The organism is Pseudoduganella sp. HUAS MS19, from assembly GCF_053615455.1.
In genome coordinates this window covers 6,232,393-6,257,952 of sequence record NZ_CM132133.1, presented here as the reverse complement: position 1 = coordinate 6,257,952, position 25,560 = coordinate 6,232,393, and the positions used below count along the sequence as shown (strand labels likewise).

Sequence of the window (25,560 nt, the reverse complement as noted above, 5' to 3'; positions counted from 1 at the left end):
GTCTTACACAATCGACAGGACAGGGTAGCGGCGCCATTCCGGCTCGCGCTGTCGCTGGCAGTTGTGGAAGATGAAGTGCAGCACTGCGTCCTTGTCCTTCACCAGCGCCGGGTTGGCGGCCTTCCAGGTCTCGAACCTGGCCTTGGTTTCCGGCTCGGCGGCCAGGATGTCGGCAGCCAGGTCTTCGAACACGTAGTCGGAGATATTCTCCTTGCGTTCCAGGACGGAGTTGAAGAAGCCCCAGCGGAAGAAGGAGTCATGGCCTTGCGGTTCCAGGGTTTCAACGGCGTAGCGCGCGTTGTCCTGGTCCAGCGAAATATACCAGTCGCCCGCGCTCAGCTCGAATGCGGCTTCCCGTTTTTCGACTTCCACTTCGTCGTGGAACATATGGCCTTCGTAGGCACTCGGGCGCGAGGTGACGCTGTTGATGTGGTAGTACTGGGCCTGCATGGTGGCCGGCGCTTCGATGCGGGTCATCTGCACGCCGTTCCATTGCAGGCGCTCGACCACTTCGCGCCATTGCTGGGGAACGACATACGCCTTTGGCGCCCTGATCACGGTGTCGGCAGGGAAGCGGTTGAACCACTTGATGTCGCGCGCCCACGGCTTGCTGCGGTCGTAAGACAGGCGGATGTAGTCGCCCAGCCTGGACGGGCTGCGCTGCGCTGCGTAGCCTTTGAAATGGAAAGTGCCCGGATTCTCTTCGTCCATGCGCCAGGTGACGGCCCATTCCTTCTGCTTGCGCTGCGCGGCCCTGGTGGCGGCGCGCATGGCCTTGATCTGTTCGCCATGCTTGACGGTGAAGTTGCGCACGGTGTCGACCAGGGCGCGCATCGATTCGTAGCGGTCGGCGTAAGGCTTCAGCATATGCGTCTCCGGCATGAAGCCGATAATGTTGTGCAGCGCGGTGAAGCCGGTGGAGAAGCGTGCCGTTTCGAGGAAGTCGGCAATGCCCTCGTCCGGGGTTTCCACCACCGGGTTCACGTACGGGCAGGTCGGCCAGCCGGCGGCAGCCATGTCCTCGTAAATCTGCGGCAGCATGGTGTCGCGCAGGAATGCGCCCAGCTCGCCACCCAGCTTGTCGCACTGGGTGTGGATCAGGGTCATGGTGTAGCTGTAGTCGGCGCCGTTGGAGGTGTGGGTGTCGACCATCACGTCCGGGTCCCAGGCCGTAATGAGCTGGTTGAAGAACTTCGCGTTCAGCGTGTCGCATTTGACGAAGTCGCGGTTCAGGTCCAGGTGGCGGCTGTTGCCGCGGAAGCCGAACATCTCCGGGCCGTCCTGGTTGGCGCGCGAAGTATTTTGCCGGTTCAGGCAGCCGTCCACGTTATAGACCGGGACGAACAGCAGCACGGTCTTGCCCAGGGTAGCCAGCAGCTCGGGCTTGAAGCACAGGTCGCGCACCGTGGCCATGCAGGCGTCGATGCCTTCCGGCTCGCCGGGATGGATGCCGTTGTTGTTGAAGAAGACCGTACGGCCTTCGCGCTTGATTTGTTCGCGGTCGAAAACGCCGTCGGCGCTGACCACGCCCACATGCAGGGGGATGCCGCCGTCCGATACGGCCGCCTGTTCAAATTTCAGGATATTCGGGAAGCGGCGTGCCAGTTCTTCGTAGAAGGCGATGCACTCGGTCCAGAGGGTAGTCTGGTTTTTATTGCCTTTTTCGTAAGGCGTGAGCATTTCTTGCATGGTCTGGATCTCAGTCTTCTGCAGTGGGGGAGGTCAGCGATTTTACCACTTCAGGCCTGAATTAAGCCTTGCGGCCATTGGCCTCCACCCACTTCGCGAAAGCGGCAGCCCAGCCGGCCAGCACTTCCTTGGTCTTTTCGTTATTGACCTTGCCGTCTTCGCCGATCAGCGCGCTGCCGTTGCCGATGTAGACCTCAGGACCAGGCATGACTGGCGCGTTCAGGGTCACCATGGTCTGGCGCACGTTGTGATTGCCGGCGAAGCCGCCTACCGCGCCGACGGAGGCGGAGATCACGCCGACCGGCTTGGCGTTCCAGATGCTGTGGCCCCATGGACGCGAACCGACGTCGATGGCGTTCTTCAGTGCGCCCGGCATGGCGCGGTTGTATTCAGGCGTGGCGATCACGATGCCGTCCACGTTGCGCAGTTTGTCGCGGAAGGCGGTCCAGGCGGCCGGCGGGGTATGCGCGTCGTCCAGGTCCTGGTTGTACAGCGGCAGGTCGCCGATGTCGACGAACTCGAATTGCAGTTCGGCCGGCGCAGCTTCCACCAGCGCGTTGGCGAACTTGCGGTTCAGCGAGTCCTTGCGCAGGCTGCCGACAATGAGGGCGATTTTCTTGGTCATGGATATGGCTCCTTGTAAAACGGACAATGTACATCAAGCAGGGAAAACATGCGCGTCCTGTCGCAGGGCGTCGTACAGGAACTGGCTGAGGGCCTTGATGCGGGCCACGTTGCGCAGGTCGCGGTGGCTCAAGACCCAGAGCTGGGTGTGGAAGCGCGGGTCGGGCGGCGCCAGCTGTTCCAGGGCGCGCTCGCGGTCGGCCAGCATGCAAAGCAGCGGCGCCACGCCCATGCCGTTGCGCGCAGCATCAACCATGGTGATCAGGCTGTCGGTGCGCACGGCCACTTGCGATGGCGGCACGCGCTCGGCCAGCCATTGCGCCGCAGCCAGGTGGGACAGGCTGTCGTCCGGCGCCACCCAGCGGTGCGCCGCCCAGTCGTCACGCGCGATGCCTTCGCGTTCGGCGCGGCGCAGGTAGGCGTGGGATGCGTACAGCGCGGTCGCCAGCGCACCCACCTTGCGGCCCACCAGATTGGCGGGCGGCGTGTTCGACGGGCGCAGTGCCATGTCGGCCTCGCGCTGGGTAAGGTTGAGGAAGCTGTTGTTGACGACCAGTTGCAGTTGCACGGCAGGGTGGGCTTCCTGGAACCGGTGCAGGCAGGGCATCAGCAGGCCGTGCGCCAGCGTGTCCGTCGTGGTCAGGCGGATGGTGCCGCGCAGTTCTTCATCCAGGCCGCCGACTTCGCGCTGGGCGCTGCCGATTTCTTCCTCGATGGGGCCGAGGCGGCCGCGCAGGGTTTCGCCGGCGCCGGTCATCACATAGCCGGACTGCAGGCGTTCGAACAGGCGCACGCTGAGCGACTGTTCCAGGCTGTCGAGCCGGCGCAGCACGGTGGAGTGGTTGACGCCCAGCTCGCGCGCCGCCGCCGAGATCGAACCGCCGCGCGCAACGGCGGCGAAGTAGCGCAAGTCTTCCCAGTCAAGTTTCTGCATATTTGCGTAACCATTCTGCTGTTATTGGGAATTTTAATGCGTTTTTGCGGGGCATACACTGGTCCCCGTCAAATATCGAAAGGAGCCGGACATGCTAACCCTGTACACCGCCGATACCCCGAACGGGCAGAAGATCACCATCGCACTGCAGGAACTCGGCCTGCCGCACGAAGTGCACCACGTAAACCTGTCGGCAGGCGAGCAGCACCAGCCGCCGTTCAGCGTCATGAGCCCGAATCACAAGATTCCCCTGCTGGTGGATGACAGCACGCCGATTTTCGAATCCGGCGCGATCCTGATCCACCTGGCCGACAAGGCGGGCAAGCTGCTGCCGCCCTCCGGCGAGGCGCGCAGCGTGGCGCTGCAATGGCTGTTCCTGCAGGTGGGCCATATCGGACCGATGCTGGGGCAGTTGTGGTTCTTCCGCCATGGCGCGGCCAAGGGCAGCCCGCGCAACGAACAGGCGCTGGAACGCTACGGCCGCGAGACCTTGCGCCTGCTGGGCGTTGTCGAAGAACGCCTGCGCGACCAGGCATACCTGGCCGGGGACCAGTACACCATTGCGGATATCGCCAGCTTCCCGTGGATTCGTGCGCACCACGAACTGGGCGTCACGCTGGCCGATTTCCCGGCGGTGGCGGATTGGGTGGAGCGTATCGGGGCACGTCCGGCCGTGCAGCGCGGCCTGGCGGCAGCCAAGCCATGATCGCCGCCTGGGGCCTGTTGCTGGCTGCCGCGCTGGTGGACATCGCCATGGCAATCGCCCTCAAGCACGCCGAAGGCTGGACGCGGCTCTGGCCCAGCCTCTTAGGACTGGCATTTGCCAACGGCGCGATCGTGCTGCTGACAATGGCCTTGCGCCAGCTGCCAGTCGGCACAGCATTCGCGGTCTTTACGGGAATTGGTGCGGCGGGCGCCGCCCTGGCAGGGATGGTGGTGTACGGCGAAAGCGCCACCCCACTGCGCTTGCTTCTGATCGCCGCCATCATCGCCAGCATCGCCGGCCTGAAGCTCACTAACGGCTGAGCCCGTGTCACACCCTGGGGTCACACCCCAATCGTGACACGGGCCCAGCCGTGTAATGCTTGGGCCCGTGGGGCTTATTCGGCGGCCATTTCCTTCAGCAGGTTGTCGGCCTTGTCGATGTACTTCATGTTCCACAGCATGTAGCGCAGGTCGACCTGGATGTCGCGGGTCTTGGCCTTGTTGAAGTCCCAGTCCGAGATGATCGAGTCCAGCGTGCCGTCAAAGGCCAGGCCTACCAGCTCGGCCTTGGAGTTCAGCGCGGCGGAGCCGGAGTTGCCGCCGGTGATGTCCAGTGTGGCCAGGAAGTTCACCGGCACCGATTTCAGCTTGGGATCGACGTATTGGCCGAACTGCTTCTTGTTGATGGCGTCGAGCTGGGCTTGCGGGGCGTTGAACTCGCCTTCGCCGGTGGCCTTGGCTTTCACGCCTGCCACGGTGGTGAAGGCGGACCAGCCGGTGGTGCCGTCAGCGCCTTCCGCGCGGCCGGCGATCTTGCCGAAGGTCACGCGCAGGGTGCTGTTGGCGTCCGGGTACACGGCCTGGCCTTTCGAATTCATGAAGGCGATCTTGGCCTTCATGTAGCTGGCGTAGGCTTGCTGGATCTTGCCGGCCAGTTCTTCGTTGGCGGCTTCCTGCTTCATGCCTTCGTCGTACAGGGCGACGGCGGCCTTGATGAAGGCGTCGTTGCTGGCCTTGAAGTCTTCCGGCTTCTTGCCCAGCCACGAGGCGCGGAACTCGCCGTCTTCCAGCTTGGAACCGGCGTACAGCTTGTCCAGTGCCGCCGACAGCTCGGCTTCGCTCATGCCGGCCTTGATGCCCAGCACGGAGTCGAACACGGCATTGTGTTCGGCCGCTGGCTGTGCGTTGTACTGCTTCAGGTTGTTCAGCACGATGGCCTTGTCCACCTTGGCCACATAGGTCTTGTTGGCGCCTTTGACCGATTGCTCGATGCGCTTGACGTCGCGTTCCTGGTAGCCGGCCTTGCGGTCGGCGTTAGGCTTGGTGCTTTCGTTGGCCAGGCGGTACATCGCGCGGGCCACGGTCAGCATGGCTGGCGACGAGCGGTCGTAGAAGAAATCGCGCTTGTTCTCGGCGTCGCGCTGTGCGATCAGCTTCTCCACGGCTTCCAGGTCGGCGCCGAAACTTGCCTTGCGCTTGGCGTCGGCGTTCACCCAGGCCTTGAGGGCGGCGTGTTCGGCGCTCTTGCGCTCGAGGACATCGCTGCCTTCGTAGCTGTTCAACATGCCCTTGCGGTTCTTGTAGTAATTGTTGATGTTGGCTACGCGGCCGGCCACTTTCAGGGCCGCATCGCGGTCGCCCTTGGTTTCGCGGTCGATGATGGCCAGGGTCTCGTTGGAGTTCTGGATGAAGGCCGGGTATTCGAAGCCGAAGGTGTTCGACACTTCGGATGGCAGGCGGTGGCGGTTGGTGCGGCCCGGGTAGCCCAGTACCATCACGAAGTCGCCTTCCTTCACGCCTTCCTTGGCCAGCTTCAGGAAGGACTTGGACTCGTAAGGCACGTTGTCCTTGGAGTAGTCGGCAGCCTTGCCGTCCTTGCTCACATAGGCGCGGTAGAAGCCGTAGTCGCCGGTATGGCGCGGCCACATCCAGTTGTCGGTGTCGCCGCCGAATTTGCCGACGCCGGCGGCAGGCGCGTGCACCAGGCGCACGTCGCGGATTTCCAGTTGCTTGATCTGGTAGAACTCCAGGCCGCCGTAGAACGACGATACGGTGCAGCGGTGGCCTTCGTCTTTTTCGCACTCGGCTACCAGCGATTTCTGATTCTTCTCGATCGCGTCAACGCGCGCCTTGCCCTGCAGCTTGGCCACTTCCGGGGTGATGATCTTGTCGGTGACGTTCAGCACTTCCTTGGTCACGAACACGCGGCTGCCAGGGGCCGCCGGCAGTTCTTCAGCAAAGCTGTGCGCCACGAAGCCATTGGCCAGCAGGTCGCGTTCCTTGGTGGAGTTGACGGCGATGCTGTTGTACACGCAGTGGTGGTTGGTCACGACCAGGCCTTTCGGCGACACGAACGATGCCGAGCAGCCGCCCAGGCTCACGATGGCATTCATCGGGAATTCGGTCAGCTTGGTCAGCGAGGCTGGGTCCAGCTTCAGGCCGGCGGCTTTCAGTTGCTTGGCTACTTGTGGCAGCTGTTGCGGCATCCACATGCCTTCGTCTGCGAAGGCTGCGGAGGTGGTGCTCAGGACGGCGAGCGCGAGGAGAGATTTTTTCATGGTCTTGAAATGGTTGTAGTGGTGGCCAGCGGGCTGGGCCGCGGGCGCCCTAGAGTATCGGCATGGCGGCGCCTGGCGTCAACACCAAAAATAGGGCGTAAAGCTGAAGAAAATTCGGGAGCGGGTGAGTTGTTGCCATGTGGAAAAATATCGCCTGGCGCAAGGGCAGGTATGGCAGCGTGGTGATCGTTGCCAGCCGGAAAGTCAGGCTCGGGGCTGCCTGGCCGGCAAATTTGGCGCTGCGTGGGACCGTGGCGGCGCGCCGAGGTCGCGCGGCGGAGAAAAAAAGCCAGCGCCGCAGCGCTGGCCTGTGAGGAACTGTTGCGCCCTATCTGATGCGCCCGCGGAAGACCAGGTTCACAATCGCCAGCAGGATCACCGCCCCGAGGAATGACACTGCCAGCGACAGCACGCTGAAATCGTCCGTATTGATGGTGCCTGCCCCGAATAGCGGCGAGAGCAGCCAGCCGCCCAGGAGGGCGCCGACGATACCCACCACCACGTTGAGGAACATGCCCTGTTGCGCGTCCGTTTTCATGACCAGGCTGGCCAGCCAGCCCAGGATGCCGCCAATCACAATCCAGATAATGAAGTTCATATCCGCCCCCCTTATTGTTGATGATTCCAGTGTAGGACACGCGCGAACAGATATTCAGTGCGCGAACGTACAGATATGCAGGGCGCTGCGGCCTATCGTGTCCGGGACTCATGCAAAAAAGGGGAATTCCCATGAACACTGCAGACAAGCAATCCCGTATGGTGACTGGCCTGTTTCGTGACCGCAACAGTGCCGAGCGTGCCTGGCAACACGCCACTTCCCGCGGTTACGACAAGGACGACATCAACGTCGTCATGAGCGACGATACCCGCCAGCGCTATTTCAGCGGCCAGGCGGACACGGAACTGGGTTCGAAAGCAGGGGAAGGTGCCGGTATTGGCGCCAGCGTGGGCGGTGCCATTGGTGCCGCCCTCGCTGCCGTGGCGGCAATGGGCACCACCCTGGTGCTGCCGGGCCTGGGCATCGTGGTGGCTGGTCCACTGGCAGCTGCGTTGGCCGGCGCCGGCGCCGGCGGCGTGGCCGGCGGCCTGGTGGGCGCCCTGATCGGCGCCGGCATCCCGGAAGAGCGCCTCAAGCATTATGAAGAGGGGATCCGTTCCGGCGGCATCCTGATGGGCGTGAAAACGCGCGATTCGGTCGACGCTGCCAATATCGAGAGTGCGTGGAAGGACAGCGAAGGCGAGCACGTGGTCGGCGTCGGTGTCGGCACCACCGGCGGTGCGCTGGCCGGCGCTGCTGCCGGGTCGCCTGCCGGCGTGCCGGGCATGGTGGCCGGCGCCGTGATCGGTGGCGTGGCAGGCGCCTTTGTCGGCAAGGGCACGGCGGAAATCGTCAACCCGAAACCGGAAGACGATGAGGACGACCACAATCTGGCCACCGGCGTGGGTGCCGGCGGCGGCGCGGCGGCCGGTATTGCGGCAGGCGCGGCGGCTGGTCCGGTCGGCATGGCGGCCGGTGGCGCCATCGGCGCATTGGCCGGCGGCATGGCGGGCCAGGGCATCGGCACCCTGCTCAACCCGAGCGAGGAGCGCGTCTACTGGCAAGACCATTACCGCAACGAAGCTTATTTCAATCCGACCTTCGACTACGACGATTACGAGCCGGCCTATATGCTCGGCTACACCGCCCGCCAGCGCTATCGCGGTACGTGGGAGGAGCTGAAAGACCAGCTCGAGCAGGATTGGGAAACGGTGAAGGGAAAATCGCGCATGGCATGGGAGCACGCCAGGGATGCGGTGCGCGCGGCTTACGAGAGGGAAATTCCGTAACAGCCGCGCCCGTGGCAACCTGGGGGTCTGACCCCAGGGTTGTCACGGGCTGGCGTATTAGTCTTCCTTGATGGCTTCGACCTGGATTGCCAGCTTCACTTCGGGGGCGAAGGCGGGGGTGGCGTAGTTCAGGCCGAAGTCGGTGCGCTTGAACTCGGCGCTGGCGTCGGCGCCGCAGACTTCGCGCTTGTAGCGTGGGTGCATGATGCACTTGAACTTGTTGACCTTCAGCGTCACCGGCTTGGTCACGCCCAGCATGGTCAGCTCGCCTTCCACCGCGACCAGTTGCTCGCCGTCGAATTTGAAGCTCTTGCCCTTGTAGGTGACTTTCGGGAATTTCTCGACGTTGAACATGTCGGCGCCTTTGGCGTGGCTGTTCATCTTGTCCAGGCCGAAGTTGATCGACTCGGCATCGATGGTGATGTCCATGCTGCCGGTCTTGGCCGCGAGGTCCATCTGGATGGTGCCGCTGGTCTTGTCGAACTTGCCGCGCCATACCGACAAGCCCATGTGGTCGGCTTCGAAGCTCGGGAAGGTGTGGGTCGGGTCGATCTTGTAGGTCGCTGCGTTGGCGGCAACGGCGGATACGGCCAGCAATGCGGCGGTCAGGAACTTCAGTTTCATGGTGTCTCCAGGGGTTATTGAGCTACTACGTGGAACTTGATGGTCACTTCGTCAGCAACCATGCCGGTGTCTTTCCATTCGCCTTCGCCAATGTTGAAGGCCAGGCGCCTGATGGGCAGCGCGCCGTCGAATACTTGCTTGCCGCCATCGGCTTTGACGGTGATCGGGAAGTTCACATCGGCAACCTTACCCTTGATGGTCAGCTTGCCGCTGACATTCAGCTTGCCCGGGCCGGCGCTCTTGATGGCGGTGGAGACGAAGGTGGCTTTCGGGTATTGGGCGGAATTGAACCAGTCTTTCTTGGCAACTTCGGCGTTCATTTCCGCTTCGCCCAGGTCCAGGCTGGCGGTCTCGATTTCGACCGTGGCCTTGGAGGTGTCGGGCGCGGCGGCGTTGTAGTCGATGACAATATTGTGTTTCTTGAACTTCGATTCGATCGGCACGTTCATTTGCTTGAACACGGCCGACACGCTGCTCTTGGCGGGGTCGGCTTTCAGTACGGCGGCGCTGGCTGCAGCCGCCACGGCCAGCAGCGCGGCCAATAATACGCTTTTCTTCATGGGTGTGGCTCCAGGTTATGGCAGCATGCGCTTGAGCAGGCCGTCCTTGTCGATGAATTGGTGTTTCAGTGCTGCTGCTATGTGGCCAAGGACGACGGCGGCGAGCAGCATGTTCAGCCAGTAATGTACCGGTTTCAGGATTTCCTTAAGGGCCGGGCTGGCATCGAACAGCGATGGGATCTTGAACAGGCCGAGATAGACCACCGGTACCCCGGCGGCCGTGGTGTACAGGTAGCCGGAAAGCGGCACGGCGAACATCAGGAAGTAGAGGAGCCAGTGGCCGGCTTCGGCGGCTTTCTTCTGGCCCTGGGTCATGGAGACGGGCAGGGCGGGCGGCGTTTGCTTCAGGCGCCACAGCAGGCGGCCGGCAGCCAGCGCCAGCACGGTGATGCCCAGCCATTTGTGCCAGGAATAGTACTTGAGCTTGGTCGGGGTCAGGCCGGGGATGTCGGTCATGACCAGGCCAAGGATGAACGCGGCGACGATCAGCAGGGCGATCAGCCAATGCAGCGCGATAGCGGTTCGTGTGTAGCGTTCCATTGTGACCTTCGGTAGATAGTACGTGTTAGGACTAATATACCAGAGGGTAATGGAACTTGCTTACGGCTTGCTTAAATGCCGGGTTTAAACCGGTCGCCCCCGCGGCTGCGAGATCATACCGGGCCTGACCCTGCGGGGCAGACCCGGGTTTTCCGGTTTTAGATGGCCTTGGCCAGCGCAGCGGCAATACCGGTGTAGTTAGCCGGCGTCAGCGCCAGCAGGTGATCCTTGGCATCCTGCGGAATCGCCAGCCCGCCGATGAATGCGCGCAGCGCTTCCCTGGTAATGCCCTTGCCGCGCGTCAGTTCCTTCAACTGCTCATACGGATTCTCGATGCCATAACGGCGCATCACGGTCTGCACCGGCTCCGCCAGCACTTCCCACGACGCATCCAGGTCCGCTTCCAGGCGCGCAGGATTCACTTCCAGCTTGTTCAAGCCGCGCAGGCAGGAATCGTAAGCGAGCAGCGCATAGCCCAGGCCCACGCCGATATTGCGCAGCACGGTCGAATCGGTCAGGTCGCGCTGCATGCGCGATACCGGCAGCTTTTCGGACAGGTGCTTCAGCACGGCATTGGCCAGGCCCAGGTTGCCTTCCGAATTTTCGAAGTCGATCGGGTTGACCTTGTGCGGCATGGTGGAGGAACCGATCTCGCCGGCTTTCAGTTTCTGCTTGAAGTAGCCCAGCGACACATAGGTCCAGATATCGCGGTTCAGGTCCAGCAGGATGGTGTTGGCGCGGGCGAAGGCGTCGAACAGCTCGGCCATGTAGTCGTGCGGTTCGATCTGGATGGTGTAAGGATTGAACACCAGGCCCAGGCGCTGCTCGATCACATTCTTCGAGAATGCCGGCCAGTCGAACGTTGGGTAAGCCGACAGGTGGGCGTTGTAGTTGCCCACGGCGCCGTTCATCTTGCCCAGGATTTCCACCTTGGCGATACGGTCGATCGCGCGCTGCAGGCGGGCGATCACGTTAGCGAATTCCTTGCCCAGGGTGGTCGGGCTGGCGGTCTGGCCGTGGGTGCGGGACAGCATCGGCAGCTCGGCGTTGGCGTGGGCGATTTCCTTCAGCCTGGCCACCAGGCCGTTCAGGGCCGGCACCATCACGCCGTCGCGCGCGGCTTTCAGCATCATGCCGTGCGAGGTGTTGTTGATGTCTTCCGAGGTGCAGGCAAAGTGGATGAATTCGGAGGCGGCCACCAGCTCAGGCACGTCTTTTACTTTTTCCTTCAGCCAGTACTCCACGGCTTTCACGTCGTGGTTGGTGACGGCCTCGATCTCCTTGATGCGGGCGGCATCGGCTTCGGTGAAATCGGCAGCCAGCTTGTCCAGCAGGGCGGTGCCGGCAGCGGAGAATGGCTTGATTTCGGCAAAACCGGCCAGCGACAGCGCTTGCAGCCACGCGATTTCGACTTTCACGCGATGGTGCATGAAGCCGGATTCGGACAGGATCGGGCGCAGCTTGTCGGTTTTCGACGCATAACGGCCGTCCAGCGGGGACAGGGCCGACAGGGTGGAGTAAGGAGTTGTCATGATAATGCTGGGAAGGGAGGCGGGAAAAAACAGGATTTTACCATTGGCCGCTCACCGGCTCCCGTTGCCAGTCCGCTGCGCCTGCTATCTGGGGGCGATGCTATACTGTTGTCTAATTCTCCACTTTCAGCATCTATGAAACTAATCGGTTCTCTCGCCAGCCCGTATGTACGCAAGGTTCGTGTCGTCCTGGCGGAAAAAAAACTCGACTATCAACTGGAACTGGAAAACGTCTGGGCGCCCGACACCACCATCCAGAAACTGAATCCGCTTGGCAAAGTGCCATGCCTGATCATGGAAGACGGCTATGCGATGCAGGATTCACGCGTGATTGTCGAGTACCTGGATTCCGTCTCGCCAGTGTCCAAGCTGCTGCCGCCGAACGGCCGCGAACGCGCCAATATCAAATGCTGGGAAGCCCTGGCCGACGGCGTGCTGGATGCGGCGGTGCTGATGCGCCTGGAACGCAACCAGCGCCCCAGGGAAAAGCAGAGCGAAGAGTGGATCGCGCGCCAGATGCAAAAAGTTGAACTGGGGCTGGCGTCGATGGCCGAACGCCTGGAAGACGATCCCTGGTGCGCCGGCAACCATTATTCACTGGCTGATGTGGCCGTGGGCTGCTGCCTGGGCTGGCTGAGCTTCCGCTTCCCGGAAATCGATTGGCGCGGCAAGCATCCGAACCTGGGCCGCTTGTTTGACAAGCTGTCCGAGCGTCAGTCCTTCAAAGATACCGTCCCTCAGGCGTAAACGCCGCCCCGCATGGCAGCCAAGCCACCGTCACAGGAACGCCTGCAGATGGCGGACATTGCCCGCCTGGCGGGCGTGTCCACCTCCACCGTGTCGCGCGCGCTGGCCGGCAGCAAGCTGGTCAACGAAGAAACGCGCACCCGCATCTTGGAACTGGCGCGTTCGCTCAAGTACACCATCAATGTCGGTGCGCAGAACCTGCGGCTGAAGCAGAACCGCTCGGTAGCGGTGGTCGTGCCATCGGATGCCAAGGTGCACCAGAGCCTTTCCGACCCTTTCTTCCTGTCGATGATCGGCTCCCTGGCCGATGCGCTGACCGAGCAGGGTTTCGACATGCTCTTGTCGCGCGTGGATGCGGAGCAGCTCGATACGGCGGCCACGCCGTTCGATACGGGCCGCGCGATCGGTATCATCCTGATCGGCCAGTGGGGCCATCACGACCAATTGAACGAAATGGCGGCGCGCCATGTGCCGCTGGTGGTGTGGGGCGCCCAGATGCCGCAGCAACTGTATTGCACCGTGGGCGGAGACAACCAGAGCGGCGGCCGCCTGGCGGCCGAGCATCTGCTGGGCGAGGGCCGGCGCCGCATCGCCTTTTTCGGCGACACGCGCCTGCCGGAAGTCGAGCAACGCTACCGCGGCTATTGCGCGGCCTTGCAGGCGGCCGGCATCGCGGTCGATCCGGAACTGTGCGTGGCCGCGTCCTTCCTGCCGCAGGGCGGGCGCGAGGCGGTGGCTGATCTGGCGCGCCGCGGCGTGCCGTATGACGCGGTGTTTGCCTGCTCCGACCTGCTGGGCATGATGACCATTAACGCCTTGCGCGAGCAGGGGCGCACGGTGCCGGGCGATGTGGCGGTGGTCGGCTATGACGATATCGAGCTGTCTTCCTATTTCCATCCTCCCCTGACCACGGTGCGCCAGCCCGTGCAGGAAGCAGGGCGCGCCATGGTGGCGGCCCTGCTGGCGCAGACCGAAGGCCGGGCGGCCTGCTCGGTCGAACTTCCTACCTCCCTCATCCGGCGCGCCAGTTCGCGCTGATTGCAACCGATTGCATTTTTTCTCTCACCTGTAATAAGCTGCGCTGTTTGATTTTCGATTTTTGTTTTGCAATCGATTGCAATTTACCAAAAGCTGATGAATAATGAGGCATCTGCAGATAAACAGACGCGGCCAACGGCCGATGAATAAGCCCGATCAACGGAGGAGACAATGGTTTTACGTACAGCCCAGCGCGGCTGCATGGCTGCTGCCATCGCTGCCGCATTCGCCCAACCTGCCATCGCCCAGGAAGCCGTTCCGCAACCTGCGGCAGCCGACGGCCAGGCTGCCGCGGCCGCCGCCCCGGTTGCCGCCCCGGCCGATGGCCTGAAACTCGAGCGCGTGGTCGTGACCGGAACCGCCAGCCGCAGTTCCAAGATGCGTTCCAGCGTCTCGGTCAGCACCATGGAATCGGAAGCCATTTCCCTGGCCGCCCCGACCAGCGCTGCGGAAGTGCTGCGCTCGGTGCCAGGCGTGCGCGCCGAATCCTCGGGCGGCGAGGGCAATGCCAACATCACCGTGCGCGGGGTGCCGATTTCCGCCGGCGGCGCGCGTTATGTGCAGATGCAGGAAGACGGCCTGCCGCTGCTGCAATCGGGCGACTTCAACTTCATCACGCCCGACAGCTACGTCAAGATCGACGGTGCGCTGGACCACCTGGAAGTGGTGCGCGGCGGTTCCGCCTCCACCCTGGCCACCAACTCGCCGGGCGGGATCATCAACTTCATCAGCAAGACCGGCGAGCAGCAGGGGGGCAATATCGGCATCCAGCGCGGCCTTGGCTACGATGAGACCCGCTACGACGTCGATTACGGCGGCCGCCTGACCGGCAAGACCCGCTTCTTCATCGGCGGCCATTACCGCACCGGCGAAGGCCAGCGCAATACCGGCATGAGCACGCAGGAAGGCGGACAGATCCGCGGCAACATCACGCAGGAATTGTCGAACGGCTGGATCAGGCTGTCCTTCAAGCACCTGGACGACAAGGCGCCGACTGCGCTGCCGGTGCCGGTGCGCGTGAGCAACGGCCGAATCAGCGAAATTCCCGGCATCGACCCGCGCGACACCACCTTCTATTCGCCATACTGGAGCAGGGATATTGCGCTGACCAGGGAGAACGGCAAGGCATCGAGCAACGTCAACGACGGTTTGCGCGTGAAAAGCGACAGCTTCGGCATTGCCGCTTCATTCGACCTTGGCAATGGCATTACCTTGAGCGACAACTTCCGCAAGGCGAAAAACCGCGGCCGCTTCCTCGGCGTTTTCCCCGCCAATAACGGCGTTGCCGGCAATTATGTGGTCGCCACCGGCCCGGACAAAGGCAAGGCCTACAACGGCCCGGCCTTCTCCGCCGTGGTATTCAACACCTCGATCGACAACGCCGACAACACGCTGAATGACCTGAAGCTGGCCAAGACCTTTGCCATCAACGGCGGCAAGTTGACCGCCACCGGCGGCTTGTACACGTCCCTGCAGAAGCTTGGCCTGACATGGAACTTCAACGAATATCTGATGCAGCTTAGCGGCGACAAGCCGGCCTTGCTGCAGACTGCATCGAGCACACCCGGCTACGTTGGCCCGGCATGGGGCGGTTGCTGCATGCGCGCCGTCGACATGGAATACAAGCTGCTCTCGCCCTACCTGAACGTGGGCTGGGAAAAAGGCCCGCTGAACTTTGACGCCAGCGTGCGCCAGGACCGCCAGCGCGCCAGCGGCACCGCCAATATCGCCACCGACGGGCTGTTCTACGAGCCGGCCAGCGAGCAACTGGTCGACTACAAGATCCACCATACCTCGTATTCGGTCGGCGGCAACTACCAGCTCAATCGCGACCTGGCATTGTTTGCTCGCGTCAGCGATGGCGTGGCCTTCAATGCTGACCGCATCCTGTTCGGCACCCCGCTCGACGGCAGTGCGCCGATCAATATCAATACCGTGCGCCAGGTGGAGGGGGGCGTGAAATGGCGCTCCGGCAGCACCAGCGCCTTCCTTACCCTGTTCCGTGCCAAGACCGACGAATCGAACTTCGAAGCCACCACCCGGGTCAGCACCGCCAACCGCTACGACGCCAAGGGCGCCGAGCTGGAGGCGGCGTGGAGCCTGGGCGACTTCCGCATCAACGGCGGCCTGACCTGGACCGATGCCGAAATCGTGGGCGCGGCCGCGGGTCAGGAGGCCACCATCGGCCGCACGCCGCGCCGCCAGGCCCGCATCACCTACCAGGTCGCGCCGAGCTACAACGCCGGCCCGCTGACCGTGGGCGGCAGCGTGGTCGGCACCGGCCGTTCCTGGGCGGACGATGCCAATACCATCAATATGCCTGCCTTCCACACGGTAAACCTGTTTGCGCGCTATCAGTTCAACCCGCAACTGAGCCTGTCGCTGAGCGCCAACAACCTGTTCAACAAGATCGGCTATACCGAGGTTGAAGGCGACGGCCATGCCGCACGTTCGATCGGCGGCCGCGCCGTGAAGATGGGCCTGAATTATTCCTTCTGACCTGGAAAGCGCAATGCCGATGTCTTCATCCCTCCAACACTTGCTCAACGCCGTGCCGGCGGCGCGCCGTGCCGAAGCCGAACGCCGTTATGCGGCGCACGGCCCGGCGCTGCGCAGTTGCCTGCAAAGCCTGTACGGCGGCACACCAGGGTTCGAGGAGTGGTATGGCAGCCTGCTGTCCACCATCGGGGAATTGCACGGCGCGCGCAGCCCGGCGCTGGCGGCGCTGGATACGGCGCGCACCGCGCAGCCGGACTGGTTCCTCGGCCAGCAGATGCTTGGCTACTGCGGCTACGTGGACCGGCTGGGCGGCAACTTGCGCGGCGTGGCGGCGCGCATACCGCACCTGCAGGAACTGGGTGTACGCTACCTGCACCTGCTGCCGTTCCTGAAGATGCGCGAAGGGGAAAATGATGGCGGCTTTGCAGTCGCCAGCTTCGAGGAGGTCGACCCGCGCTTCGGCAGCAATGCCGACCTGGAGGCGCTCACCGCCGATTTGCGCAGCGCACGCATCAGCCTGTGCGCGGACTTCATCCTGAACCATGTGGCGGACGATCATGCCTGGGCGCGCGGTGCGCGCGAAGGCGACGCGCGCTTGCGCGGCTTCTTCCATGTGTTCGCGGACCGATCGCAGCCGGATGCCTATGAACGCACCCTGGGCCAGGTTTTTCCGCAGGCGGCGCCCGGCAACTTCACCCATGTGCCGGCGCTCGATGGCTGGGCATGGACCACCTTCTATCCCTACCAGTGGGACCTGAACTGGGCGAACCCGGAAGTGTTCGCCGCCATGGCTGCCACCTTGCTGCGCCTGGCCAACCGGGGGATTGAAGTGTTCCGCCTGGACTCAACGGCATTCCTCTGGAAGCGGGAGGGCAGCAACTGCATGAACCAGCCGGAAGCGCACCTGATCCTGCGGGCCCTGCGTGCGCTGGCGTCCATCGCCGCGCCGGGCGTGCTGCTGAAGGCGGAAGCGATTGTGCCGATGCGCGAATTGCCCGCTTACTTCGGTGCGGCAGCGCAGCCGGAATGCCATCTTGCTTACCACAGCAGCCTGATGGCGGCGGCCTGGGGCGCGCTGGCGGAGCAGGATGCCGGCCTGCTGCGCAGTGTAGTGGCCGGCACGCCGCCGCTGCCGCCGCACGCAAGCTGGCTCAGCTATGTGCGCTGCCATGACGACATCGGCTGGAACGTGCTGCGGGCGGAAGCCGCCGAAGGAGGGCGCGATCCCCGGGCCCGCCTGGCCGCCATTTCGCGCTTCTTTGCAGGCGCCGACGGCAGCTATGCAAGCGGCGAAGCATTCCAGAGCAGCGACCCGGACGCGGCGCACGGCAGCAACGGCATGGCCGCCAGCCTGGCCGGCCTCGAAGGATGGGGTGGCGCCGGCGCGCAAGCCGAAGCCGAGGAGCAGGCCCTGCGGCGGCTGAAGCTGCTGCACGGACTGGCGCTCGGGTTTGGCGCGCTGCCGGTGCTGTACATGGGCGACGAATTGGGCCAGGCAAACGACTACAGCTTCCGCCAGCGTGCTGACCGTGCAATGGACAGCCGCTGGCTGCAGCGTCCCATGCTGGACGAGCAGCGTTTCGCCCGGCGCCACGACAGCGGTACCCAGGCCGGCCGTGTCTATGCCGCCTTGCGTGGCCTGGTGGCTGCCCGCCGGCGCATCCCGGCACTGGCGGCAGGCGCAGAGCGCTCGCTGCTGCCGTCAGCGCCGGCGGTGCTGGCGCTGCAGCGTGGATCGGCCTTCCTTGCGCTCTACAACTTTTCGGGCAGGCCGCAGCAGTTCGCGCTGCCTGGCCAATGGCGCGACGCCCTTGAAGGCGGCGTAATGCGCGGCGAGATTACCCTGGCGCCCTGGGCCATGCACTGGCTCGAGCGCGACAACCAGAAATAATGATGGAGACAGCCATGTGTGTGGCAATGTTCGGCGAAGCCCTCGTCGATGATTTCGGCAGCGAACAGGTAGTCGGCGGCGCGCCTTTCAATGCGGCGCGCAACCTGGCCGCCCTCGGCACGCCGGCGCTGATGATTACCCGCATCGGCCGGGACGCCAATGGCGCCGCCGTGCGGGCGGAATTCGAGCGCTACGGCATGGCGCAATGGGGCTTGCAAACGGACCCCACCTGGCCCACCGGCCGCGTCGTGGTGGAGCGCGGCCAGCATGGCCATGCCTTCCACATCCTGCCCGGCCAGGCTTACGACCATATCGAGGCTGCCCCGGCGCGGGCCGCCTTCGAACCGGCCAGGCCGCAAGTGCTGTACTTCGGCACCCTGGCCCAGCGCCACCTGACCTCGCGCACTGCCCTGATCGAGCTGCTGGAGGCCAGCCAGGCCACGCGCTACCTCGACCTGAACCTGCGCGAAGGCCAGTACACGGAGCGCAGCGTCTATGAATCGCTGCGCCATGCCGATATCCTGAAGGTCAACGAAGACGAGCTGGCGGCCTTGCTGTCCTGGTACGCGCCAGGCGGCCCGCAACTGGTGCGCGCCCACGATCCAGGGCTGCCCCCGGCCTGCTCGCTGCTGATCGAAAAATTCAACCTGCAGGCCATGCTGGTCACCCTCGGCCCGCGCGGCGCGATGTATATTGGCGCAGACGGCCGGCTAATCCGCGAGCATGGCAATGAGGAACCGTACAAGCTGGTGGACACGGTAGGCGCCGGCGACGCCTTCTCCGCCGTCTTCCTGCACGGCTATGTGCAAGGCTGGGAGCTGGCGCTGACCATGGCGCGCGCCAACGCCTTTGCCGGCGCTGTTTGCAGCCTGTCCGGCGCCGTGCCGCAGGACCTGGCGTTTTACGAACCATGGACCCAGCGCTGGCAAGCCGCAGCGGAAGGAGCCACGCGATGACGCAGCACAAACCGCATCTGTCGTTCCGGCAGATCGCCAACATGAACATCGGCTTCTTCGGCATCCAGTTCAGCTTCGGCCTGCAGCAAAGCAGCATGAGCCCGATCTACAAATACCTGGGCGCCGATGAAGCCAGCCTGCCTTACCTGTGGCTGGCCGGACCGGTCACCGGCCTGCTGGTGCAGCCCATCATTGGCGCCATGAGCGACCGCACGGTAAGCCGCTGGGGGCGCCGCACACCGTATTTCCTGATCGGCGCCCTGATTTGCAGCCTTGGACTGCTGGCCATGCCCTTCAGCCCCGTGCTGTGGATGGCCGCCGGCCTGCTGTGGATACTCGATGCGGCCAACAACGTGACCATGGAACCGTACCGCGCCTTCGTCAGCGACCGCCTGGCAGTGCGCCAGCATTCGCTCGGCTTCCTGACCCAGAGCGCTTTCACCGGACTGGGGCAGACGCTGGCCTACCTCACGCCCTCGATCCTGGTCTACCTTGGCACCAGCCGCGACGCCGTCAACAGCCACCAGATCCCCTACACTGTGATCGGCGCCTTCCTGCTGGGGGCCGTGTTCTCGCTGGCGTCGGTGCTGTGGAGCTGCTGGACCACGCCCGAGCTGCCGCTGTCGCCGCAGGAGGAAGCGGAGCTGCGCGCCAGGCCCGCCGGCTGGCGCCATACCCTGCAGGAAATTGCCGATGCGCTGCGCGAGATGCCGTCCACCATGAAGCAGCTGGCCGTGGTCAAGCTGTTCCAGTGGTATGCCATGTTCTGCTACTGGCAGTACATCATGCTGGCACTGGCGTCGTCCATCTACAAGACATCGGATCCGGCGTCGGCCGGCTTCCGCGAAGCGGGCCTGCTCAACGGGCAGGTAGGGGCTTTCTACAATTTCGTCGCCTTCATCGCCGCCTTTGCGCTGGTGCCGTTCACGCGCCGCTTCGGCCCCAAGCTTACCCACAGCGTCTGCCTGGCGGCGGCCGGCATCGGCATGCTGTGCATTCCGCTGATCCGCGAACCGCTGCAGTTGCTGTGGCCTATGCTGGGCATTGGCCTGGCCTGGGCCAGCATCATGGGCAATCCCTATGTGATGCTGGCGGGCAGTATTCCTCCTGAGCGCACCGGCGTCTACATGGGCATCTTCAATCTGTTCATCGTGATGCCGATGATCATCCAGATTTTCACCTTGCCACTGTATTACCACCGCTTGCTGCGCGGCGATCCCGCCAACGTGGTGCGCCTGGCTGGCGCGCTGCTGCTGTGCGCTGCGGTGGCCGTGCTGTTCGTCAAGTTGCGGGCCGCACGCCCGCTGCCCGCTAGCGCCTCGCACCAGGAAGCTGTTTTGCTAAAATAGCCCGAGCCGAACAACGAGGGGAGGGCAGCGATGTCAGAGCGAGTACTGGTATTTGGCGAAGCCCTGCTGGACGACTTTGGCGACCAGCAAGTCGTCGGCGGCGCCCCGTTCAATGTGGCGCGCAACCTGGCCGCGCTGGGCCTGCCCGCACTGATGGTGACGCGCGTCGGCAACGACAAGCACGGCGACCAGGTGCGGGAGGCGTTTGCGCGCTTCGGCATGAGCACCGAAGGCTTGCAGCACGGGCCGCAGCCGACTGGCCGCGTGCTCGTCGAGCGCGACGGCAACGGCGGCCACCGCTTCCACATCCTGGCCGAACAGGCTTACGACCATATCGAAGCGGCAGCCGCAGTCGATGTGATGCGGGCCTTCTCCCCCGACACCGTGTACTTCGGCACCTTGGGCCAGCGCGAGCCGGCTTCCCGTGCTGCGCTCAATGCCGTGCTGGATGGCGCCGACGAGGCCGAACATTTCCTCGACCTGAACTTGCGCGACGGCGCGGACGAATCCGTGGTGTTTGCCGCGCTGCAGCGGGCCGACATCCTCAAGGTCAACGAGGACGAGCTGCAGGCGCTGTTCTCATGGTACTGCCACACCTGCCCCGACACGGTGGATATCGATTGCGCCGCCGTCGAAGCGGAAGCGCGCGCCATGATGCACAACTTTTCCATCAAGGGCTTGCTTGTCACGCTGGCAGAGCGCGGCGCCATGTATTTCGGCGCCGATGGAGCGCGCGTGGCCGGGCGCCCCGACGGCAAGCCGGGCCGGTTTGTCGATTCGGTCGGGGCCGGGGATGCGTTTGCCGCGGTGTTCCTGCTGGGCCGTGCGCGCGGCTGGGAGATGCAGCTCATCCTGGAGCGCGCCAACGCTTTCGCCGCCGCAGTGTGCGGCATGGCGGGCGCGGTAGCGCCGGATCCGGTGTTCTACGCGCCCTGGCGCTCGGCCTGGGGCCTGGATTAAGCCGCCGCCACCTTGCGGCGCGTCTGGATCATTTTCCAGCCATTGCCGGACGGGTCGCGGAAGCCGGCATCCACCGTACCGTAGCGTTCCACCGGTTCCTGGGTGAATTCCACGCCTTTCTGGTGCAGCTTGTCGTAGACGGCGAAGCAATCGTCCACTTCCAGGACCATCGGCGGCATGGCGCCCTTGGCAACCAGCGCGTTCAGCGCCTGGGCGGTGGCCGCATCATGGACTGGCGCGCCCGGCACGTACAGGCCAAGCTGGAACGATGGCTGCTCAGGATGCTGCACGGTCAGCCAGCGGTAGTCGCCATTGCGCACGTCGGTGTGGACCTTGAAGCCGAGTTTGTCGACATAGAAGGCCAGTGCTTCATCCTGGTCGCGTACATACAGGCCTACGGTTTGAATACCTTGAGTCATGGGGTGGTCTCCTTTAAGTGAGACTCCATTGTAGGGACGCTTTCCTGGCGCCGCTTCTCCGAAACTGCCATTGTGAGGTCGGGACGGTGCGCCGCGCTGAGCACGCAGGCGGGGACCCGGCCGGCCTGCCCAGCCTCGGCGCGTACCTGGTCCCGGATGTCGCCCGGGTTTTTGCCGGTGATATCGCGGAAGGTGCGGCCGAATGTGCCGATGCTGTTCCAGCCGGTCGAATAAGCGATATCGGTGACGGGCAGGTCGGTTTCGCGCAGCAGCGTCACGGCGCGTTCGATACGGCGCGTGAGCAGGTAGCGGTGGGGAGGCAGGCCGAAAGCCTCCTTGAACGAGCGGGCGAAGTGCGTCGGGGAGACGCAGCTCACTTCCGCCAGGCGGCTTACCGGCCATTCCTCGTGCGAGGCGCCGTCCATCCGGTCTTTTGCGCGCAGCAGGCGGCGCAGCAACTCCGGACTCTGGCCGGGCATTACTCAGCTTCCGACATCTGCGATTGCAGGTAGTTCTGGATGCCGATCTTGCCGATCAGGTCGATCTGGGTTTCCAGCCATTCGATATGCTCCTCGGTATCCTTCAGGATCTCGAGCAGCAGGTCGCGCGATACGTAATCGCCGACTTTTTCCGACTGCGCAATGCCTTCCTTGATGGTCGCATGCGCACCTTTTTCCAGCTTCAGGTCGGCGGCCAGCATTTCTTCGGTGTTCTCGCCGATCAGCAGCTTGTGCAGGGCTTGCAGGTTAGGCAGGCCGTCCAGCATCAGGATGCGGTCGATCAGGCGGTCGGCATGCTTCATCTCGCCGATCGACTCGTCGTATTCTTTCTTGCCCAGCTTGTCGAAGCCCCAGTGACGGTACATGCGCGCATGCAGGAAGTACTGGTTAATCGCCGTCAGCTCGTTCGTCAGCTGTGCATTGAGCAGACGGATAACGTCTTTGTCGCCCTTCATGGGGTTTCCTTCTTATTTGGTTGGGAATAATGGCATTTTGCCACGAAGCAGGGCGCCAACCTAGTCATGCGGGCAACATAGGATTGCTAACGACATTGCTAATGCAAATGAAAACTATTATCATTTGCGTTTTATCCCAACAATTCAGAGTTGTTCATGTCCTTTATCAAGAGCCGCAAGCATTCGCCAGCTACGCTCGCAGCCATCGCCGCCTCCCTGGCGCTGCCGGCAGTCCACGCCGAAAACAGCACCGCCCCGGAAAACAAAATGCACGAAGTGACTGTCACCGGTCACAACGGCACCAACTTCCAGGTCAAGCAGTCCGCTTCCGAAAAATTCACCGCGCCCCTGCTGGATACCCCGAAATCGGTCACCGTGATCCCGACCGAAGTGCTGTCCCAGACCGGCTCGACCTCGCTGTCGGACGCGCTGCGCATGGTGCCGGGCATTACCGTGGGTGCGGCCGAAGGCGGCCAGCCGGTGGGCGACAACCTGTTCATCCGTGGCTATAACGCCCAGACCGACACTTATATCGACGGCATCCGCGACAGCGGCTCCCAGTCGCGCGAAATTTTCGCGCTGGAGCAGATCGAGGTGGTCAAGGGCCCGAACTCCGCATACGGCGGCCGTTCCTCGGCAGGCGGCGGCGTGAACATGGTCTCCAAGACTGCCAAGGCCGACAACTTCATCAACGCCAATGTGGGCGTGGGCACGGCCGATTACCGCCGCGTGACCGCCGACATCAACCGCACCCTGGGCGACAATGCTGCCGTGCGCCTGAACGTGATGGGCCACGACAGCCGCGTACCGGGCCATCACAAGGAAGCCAAAGGCGACCGCTGGGGCTTCGCCCCCTCCGTGGCCTTCGGCCTGAGCGGCGCGACCAAGGTCAACCTGAGTTACTACCTGATGAAGTCCAGCGAAATGCCGGACGCCGGCCAGCCGTACAACAATCCATTCACCAGCGGCGCCAATATGTCGAAGAACGGCAATGGCACGCCGGTATCGGTGGCGCGCGACACCTTCTATGGCCTGGTGGAGCGCGATTTCCGCGACACCGAGTCCAACATCGGCACCATCGACATCAAGCATGACTTCGGCAACGGCCTGGCCTTGCGCAACGTGACCCGTTCGGCCAAGACCGAAAACCACTACGTGTATACCCTGCCGGACGATTCCAAGGGCAACGTGGCACTGTACGGCACCGTATGGCGCCGCCACAACAGCCGCCTGGTGCAGACCGACTCGCTGGCCAACACCTCGGCCCTGACCGGTTCCTTCACTGCTGCCGGCATCAAGCACAGCTTCACCGCCGGCGTCGAGTTTTCGCGCGAGCTGACCGATCGCCTGACCTATCTGTTCACGCCGGGCACCAACAACCCGCTGACCAAGTCGACCACCTGCCCGACCGCCGGCGCGGCAACCCTGTACAACTGCACCACCCTGGCCAACCCGAACCCATACGATCCATGGAGCGTGGGCCAGGTACGTTCCGTGGCGCCGAACAACACCGACGTGCACACCAACAACCGTTCCGTGTATGGTTTCGACACCATCGAATTCAGCCCGAACTGGCTGCTGAACGTGGGCCTGCGCTGGGATGGCTACCGCAGCAAGCTGCACACCAATGCCAACACCGCCGTCACGCCGGTGGTCGCTGCGGTCAATGCCGAGAACAAGTCCAGCTTCGTCAGCACCCAGGCCGGCCTGGTGTACAAGCCAGCCGCCAACAGCAGCATCTACGTTTCTTACGGCACCTCGTCCACCCCGCCTGGCAATGACAGCGGCGACGGCACCGACGCGCTGTCCGCGGCGGTCGCCAACCTCAAGCCGCAGGAAAGCAAGAACTTTGAACTGGGCACCAAGTGGGAAGTCAGCGCACGCCGCCTGTCCCTGAGCGCAGCCATCTTCGAAAGCCGCATGGACAACGCCCGCGTCACCGCACCGGACGGCACCACCCAGAACGTCGGCAAGAAGTCGGTCAAGGGTATCGAGTTCGGCGCCAGCGGTGCCATCACCACCAACTGGCAGGTGTTCGGCGGCGTGACCTTCCTCGATGCGGTAGTCGATGACAACGGCTTCGTCAACACTGGCACCACTGCGAAGCCGGTGTGGAGTCCGTCCCCGTTCAACGGCAACAAGTTCCCGGGCACGCCGAAGAAGAGCGCATCGCTGTGGACCTCGTACACCGTGCTGCCTGGCCTGATCCTTGGTAGCGGCCTGAGCACCTCCGGCAAGGTATTTGGTAACATCAATAACACCAAGTACGTGCCTGGCTACACCCGCCTCGATGCAATGGCGAGCTACGACGTGAACAAGAACATCAACCTGCAGCTGAACGTGCAGAACCTGACCGACAAGTTCTACTTCGACAAGACCTCGTCCGGTCATTACGCCGGCGTGGCCCCGGGCCGCTCCGCCACCCTGACCGCGAACTTCCGCTACTAATATGATGCTGCATATCCCCGGCGTGCTGACGCCGGAACAAGTCAAGACCTTCCGCCAGCGCCTGGCCGCCGCCGAATGGATCGACGGCCGCGCCAGCGTGGGCTCGCAGGGGGCGCAAGTCAAGCGCAACCGCCAGATCGCGGAAGGGACGCCGCTGGCGCTGGAGCTCGGGGATATCATCATCAAGGCATTGGCGAAGAACCCGCTGTTCTATTCGGCGGCATTGCCGCTGAAGATCCTGCCGCCATACTTCAACAGCTATGCCGGCGGAGAGACTTACGGCCTGCATATTGATGGCGCGATCCGCCATATGGTGGGGTCGTCCGACGTGATGCGTTCGGACGTTTCCACCACGGTCTTCCTGTCGGATCCCGAAGAGTATGAAGGCGGCGAGCTGACCGTCATGGACAGCTATGGCGCGCATGAAGTCAAGCTGCCGGCAGGCGATGCGATCATCTATCCGGCCAGCAGCGTGCATCGCGTGAACCCGGTGACTGCCGGTGAACGCGTGGCGTCCTTCCTGTGGACGCAATCGATGGTGCGCGATGACTGGAAGCGCAGCATGCTGTTTGAGCTGGACCAGAACATCCAGAAGCTGCGCGCCGCGCATGGCGATGATGAGGCTACCGTCGGACTGGCGGGACACTATCACAACCTGCTGCGGATGTGGGCTGACCTGTAAAAACCCGTAAACCGAAACGCAAA

At 63.5% G+C, this 25,560-nt stretch carries 24 protein-coding genes; 12 read left to right on the top strand and 12 right to left on the bottom strand.

Going from position 1 to position 25,560, the window contains the following annotated elements; all coding sequences use genetic code 11:
- Positions 1–3 precede the first annotated feature (3 nt).
- The 3 genes from ACWBU6_RS28740 to ACWBU6_RS28730 form a co-directional block, all read right to left on the bottom strand.
- Complete coding sequence (locus ACWBU6_RS28740; protein WP_452649631.1) at positions 4–1,680, bottom strand: M14 family zinc carboxypeptidase; 1,677 nt, start codon at positions 1,678–1,680, stop codon at positions 4–6.
- A 70-nt stretch (positions 1,681–1,750) separates the two neighbouring features.
- A complete protein-coding gene (locus tag ACWBU6_RS28735; protein WP_452646733.1) occupies positions 1,751–2,314 on the bottom strand; it encodes an NADPH-dependent FMN reductase in 564 nt (187 codons plus the stop codon).
- A gap of 33 nt (positions 2,315–2,347) precedes the next feature.
- On the bottom strand, positions 2,348–3,247 hold the full coding sequence (locus tag ACWBU6_RS28730; protein ID WP_452646732.1) for a LysR family transcriptional regulator: 900 nt from the start codon (positions 3,245–3,247) through the stop codon (positions 2,348–2,350).
- A gap of 91 nt (positions 3,248–3,338) precedes the next feature.
- Here ACWBU6_RS28730 and ACWBU6_RS28725 point away from each other — a divergent pair, with 91 nt between their 5' ends.
- Together ACWBU6_RS28725 and ACWBU6_RS28720 are read left to right on the top strand one after the other, a co-directional pair.
- Positions 3,339–3,953 carry a glutathione S-transferase family protein gene (locus ACWBU6_RS28725; RefSeq protein WP_452646731.1) on the top strand — a complete coding sequence of 205 codons (615 nt, stop codon included), beginning with the start codon at positions 3,339–3,341 and terminating at the stop codon, positions 3,951–3,953.
- Positions 3,950–4,273, top strand: coding sequence for a DMT family transporter (locus ACWBU6_RS28720; protein ID WP_452646730.1), 324 nt, complete (start codon positions 3,950–3,952; stop codon positions 4,271–4,273). The genes ACWBU6_RS28725 and ACWBU6_RS28720 overlap by 4 nt, the downstream gene beginning before the upstream one ends.
- Before the next feature lie 74 nt (positions 4,274–4,347).
- On the opposite strand, the gene ACWBU6_RS28715 is transcribed toward ACWBU6_RS28720, so the two are convergent.
- Both ACWBU6_RS28715 and ACWBU6_RS28710 read right to left on the bottom strand, forming a co-directional pair.
- Positions 4,348–6,510 carry a S46 family peptidase gene (locus tag ACWBU6_RS28715; protein WP_452646729.1) on the bottom strand — a complete coding sequence of 721 codons (2,163 nt, stop codon included), beginning with the start codon at positions 6,508–6,510 and terminating at the stop codon, positions 4,348–4,350.
- A gap of 328 nt (positions 6,511–6,838) precedes the next feature.
- A complete protein-coding gene (locus ACWBU6_RS28710; RefSeq protein WP_452646728.1) occupies positions 6,839–7,108 on the bottom strand; it encodes a GlsB/YeaQ/YmgE family stress response membrane protein in 270 nt (89 codons plus the stop codon).
- Between the two features lie 131 nt (positions 7,109–7,239).
- Here ACWBU6_RS28710 and ACWBU6_RS28705 point away from each other — a divergent pair, with 131 nt between their 5' ends.
- Positions 7,240–8,337: a hypothetical protein gene (locus ACWBU6_RS28705; RefSeq protein ID WP_452646727.1), complete on the top strand. Its 1,098-nt coding sequence runs from the start codon at positions 7,240–7,242 to the stop codon at positions 8,335–8,337.
- Between the two features lie 57 nt (positions 8,338–8,394).
- Here ACWBU6_RS28705 and ACWBU6_RS28700 read toward each other — a convergent pair whose 3' ends face one another.
- The 4 genes from ACWBU6_RS28700 to purB form a co-directional block, all read right to left on the bottom strand.
- Positions 8,395–8,961, bottom strand: coding sequence for a YceI family protein (locus tag ACWBU6_RS28700; protein ID WP_452646726.1), 567 nt, complete (start codon positions 8,959–8,961; stop codon positions 8,395–8,397).
- Between the two features lie 14 nt (positions 8,962–8,975).
- On the bottom strand, positions 8,976–9,521 hold the full coding sequence (locus ACWBU6_RS28695; protein ID WP_452646725.1) for a YceI family protein: 546 nt from the start codon (positions 9,519–9,521) through the stop codon (positions 8,976–8,978).
- Between the two features lie 15 nt (positions 9,522–9,536).
- A complete protein-coding gene (locus ACWBU6_RS28690) occupies positions 9,537–10,061 on the bottom strand; it encodes a cytochrome b (protein WP_452646724.1) in 525 nt (174 codons plus the stop codon).
- Between the two features lie 158 nt (positions 10,062–10,219).
- Positions 10,220–11,593: an adenylosuccinate lyase gene (gene purB / locus ACWBU6_RS28685; RefSeq protein WP_452646723.1), complete on the bottom strand. Its 1,374-nt coding sequence runs from the start codon at positions 11,591–11,593 to the stop codon at positions 10,220–10,222.
- 135 nt (positions 11,594–11,728) lie between these two features.
- Between purB and ACWBU6_RS28680 the strand changes: the two genes are divergently transcribed.
- The 7 genes from ACWBU6_RS28680 (at position 11,729) to ACWBU6_RS28650 (ending at position 21,033) form a co-directional block, all read left to right on the top strand.
- Positions 11,729–12,340 (top strand): glutathione S-transferase family protein, encoded by a 612-nt coding sequence (locus tag ACWBU6_RS28680; RefSeq protein WP_452646722.1) that lies wholly within the window; start codon positions 11,729–11,731, stop codon positions 12,338–12,340.
- Between the two features lie 12 nt (positions 12,341–12,352).
- Positions 12,353–13,378: a LacI family DNA-binding transcriptional regulator gene (locus ACWBU6_RS28675; RefSeq protein WP_452646721.1), complete on the top strand. Its 1,026-nt coding sequence runs from the start codon at positions 12,353–12,355 to the stop codon at positions 13,376–13,378.
- 171 nt (positions 13,379–13,549) lie between these two features.
- Positions 13,550–15,877, top strand: coding sequence for a TonB-dependent receptor (locus ACWBU6_RS28670; RefSeq protein WP_452646720.1), 2,328 nt, complete (start codon positions 13,550–13,552; stop codon positions 15,875–15,877).
- 19 nt (positions 15,878–15,896) lie between these two features.
- A complete protein-coding gene (locus ACWBU6_RS28665; protein WP_452646719.1) occupies positions 15,897–17,768 on the top strand; it encodes an alpha-amylase family protein in 1,872 nt (623 codons plus the stop codon).
- Between the two features lie 14 nt (positions 17,769–17,782).
- Complete coding sequence (locus ACWBU6_RS28660; RefSeq protein ID WP_452646718.1) at positions 17,783–18,724, top strand: PfkB family carbohydrate kinase; 942 nt, start codon at positions 17,783–17,785, stop codon at positions 18,722–18,724.
- On the top strand, positions 18,721–20,073 hold the full coding sequence (locus ACWBU6_RS28655) for an MFS transporter (protein ID WP_452646717.1): 1,353 nt from the start codon (positions 18,721–18,723) through the stop codon (positions 20,071–20,073). Before ACWBU6_RS28660 ends, ACWBU6_RS28655 begins: the two co-directional genes overlap by 4 nt.
- Positions 20,074–20,103: 30 nt before the next feature.
- Entirely contained in the window at positions 20,104–21,033 is a 930-nt protein-coding gene (locus tag ACWBU6_RS28650; protein WP_452646716.1) for a PfkB family carbohydrate kinase, read from the top strand.
- Here the strand turns inward: ACWBU6_RS28650 and ACWBU6_RS28645 are convergent.
- The 3 genes from ACWBU6_RS28645 to bfr are packed head-to-tail and all read right to left on the bottom strand — an operon-like array spanning position 21,030 to position 22,407.
- Positions 21,030–21,452: a VOC family protein gene (locus tag ACWBU6_RS28645; RefSeq protein ID WP_090440082.1), complete on the bottom strand. Its 423-nt coding sequence runs from the start codon at positions 21,450–21,452 to the stop codon at positions 21,030–21,032. The genes ACWBU6_RS28650 and ACWBU6_RS28645 overlap by 4 nt on opposite strands.
- A complete protein-coding gene (locus ACWBU6_RS28640; RefSeq protein ID WP_452646715.1) occupies positions 21,449–21,931 on the bottom strand; it encodes a helix-turn-helix transcriptional regulator in 483 nt (160 codons plus the stop codon). Before ACWBU6_RS28640 ends, ACWBU6_RS28645 begins: the two co-directional genes overlap by 4 nt.
- Positions 21,931–22,407 carry a bacterioferritin gene (gene bfr, locus ACWBU6_RS28635; RefSeq protein ID WP_452646714.1) on the bottom strand — a complete coding sequence of 159 codons (477 nt, stop codon included), beginning with the start codon at positions 22,405–22,407 and terminating at the stop codon, positions 21,931–21,933. The genes ACWBU6_RS28640 and bfr overlap by 1 nt, the downstream gene beginning before the upstream one ends.
- 156 nt (positions 22,408–22,563) lie before the next feature.
- On the opposite strand from bfr, the gene ACWBU6_RS28630 reads away from it, so the two are divergent.
- Both ACWBU6_RS28630 and ACWBU6_RS28625 read left to right on the top strand, forming a co-directional pair.
- Positions 22,564–24,855, top strand: coding sequence for a TonB-dependent receptor (locus tag ACWBU6_RS28630; protein ID WP_452646713.1), 2,292 nt, complete (start codon positions 22,564–22,566; stop codon positions 24,853–24,855).
- 1 nt (position 24,856) lies between these two features.
- Entirely contained in the window at positions 24,857–25,537 is a 681-nt protein-coding gene (locus tag ACWBU6_RS28625) for a Fe2+-dependent dioxygenase (RefSeq protein WP_452646712.1), read from the top strand.
- The last annotated feature ends 23 nt before the right edge of the window (positions 25,538–25,560 follow it).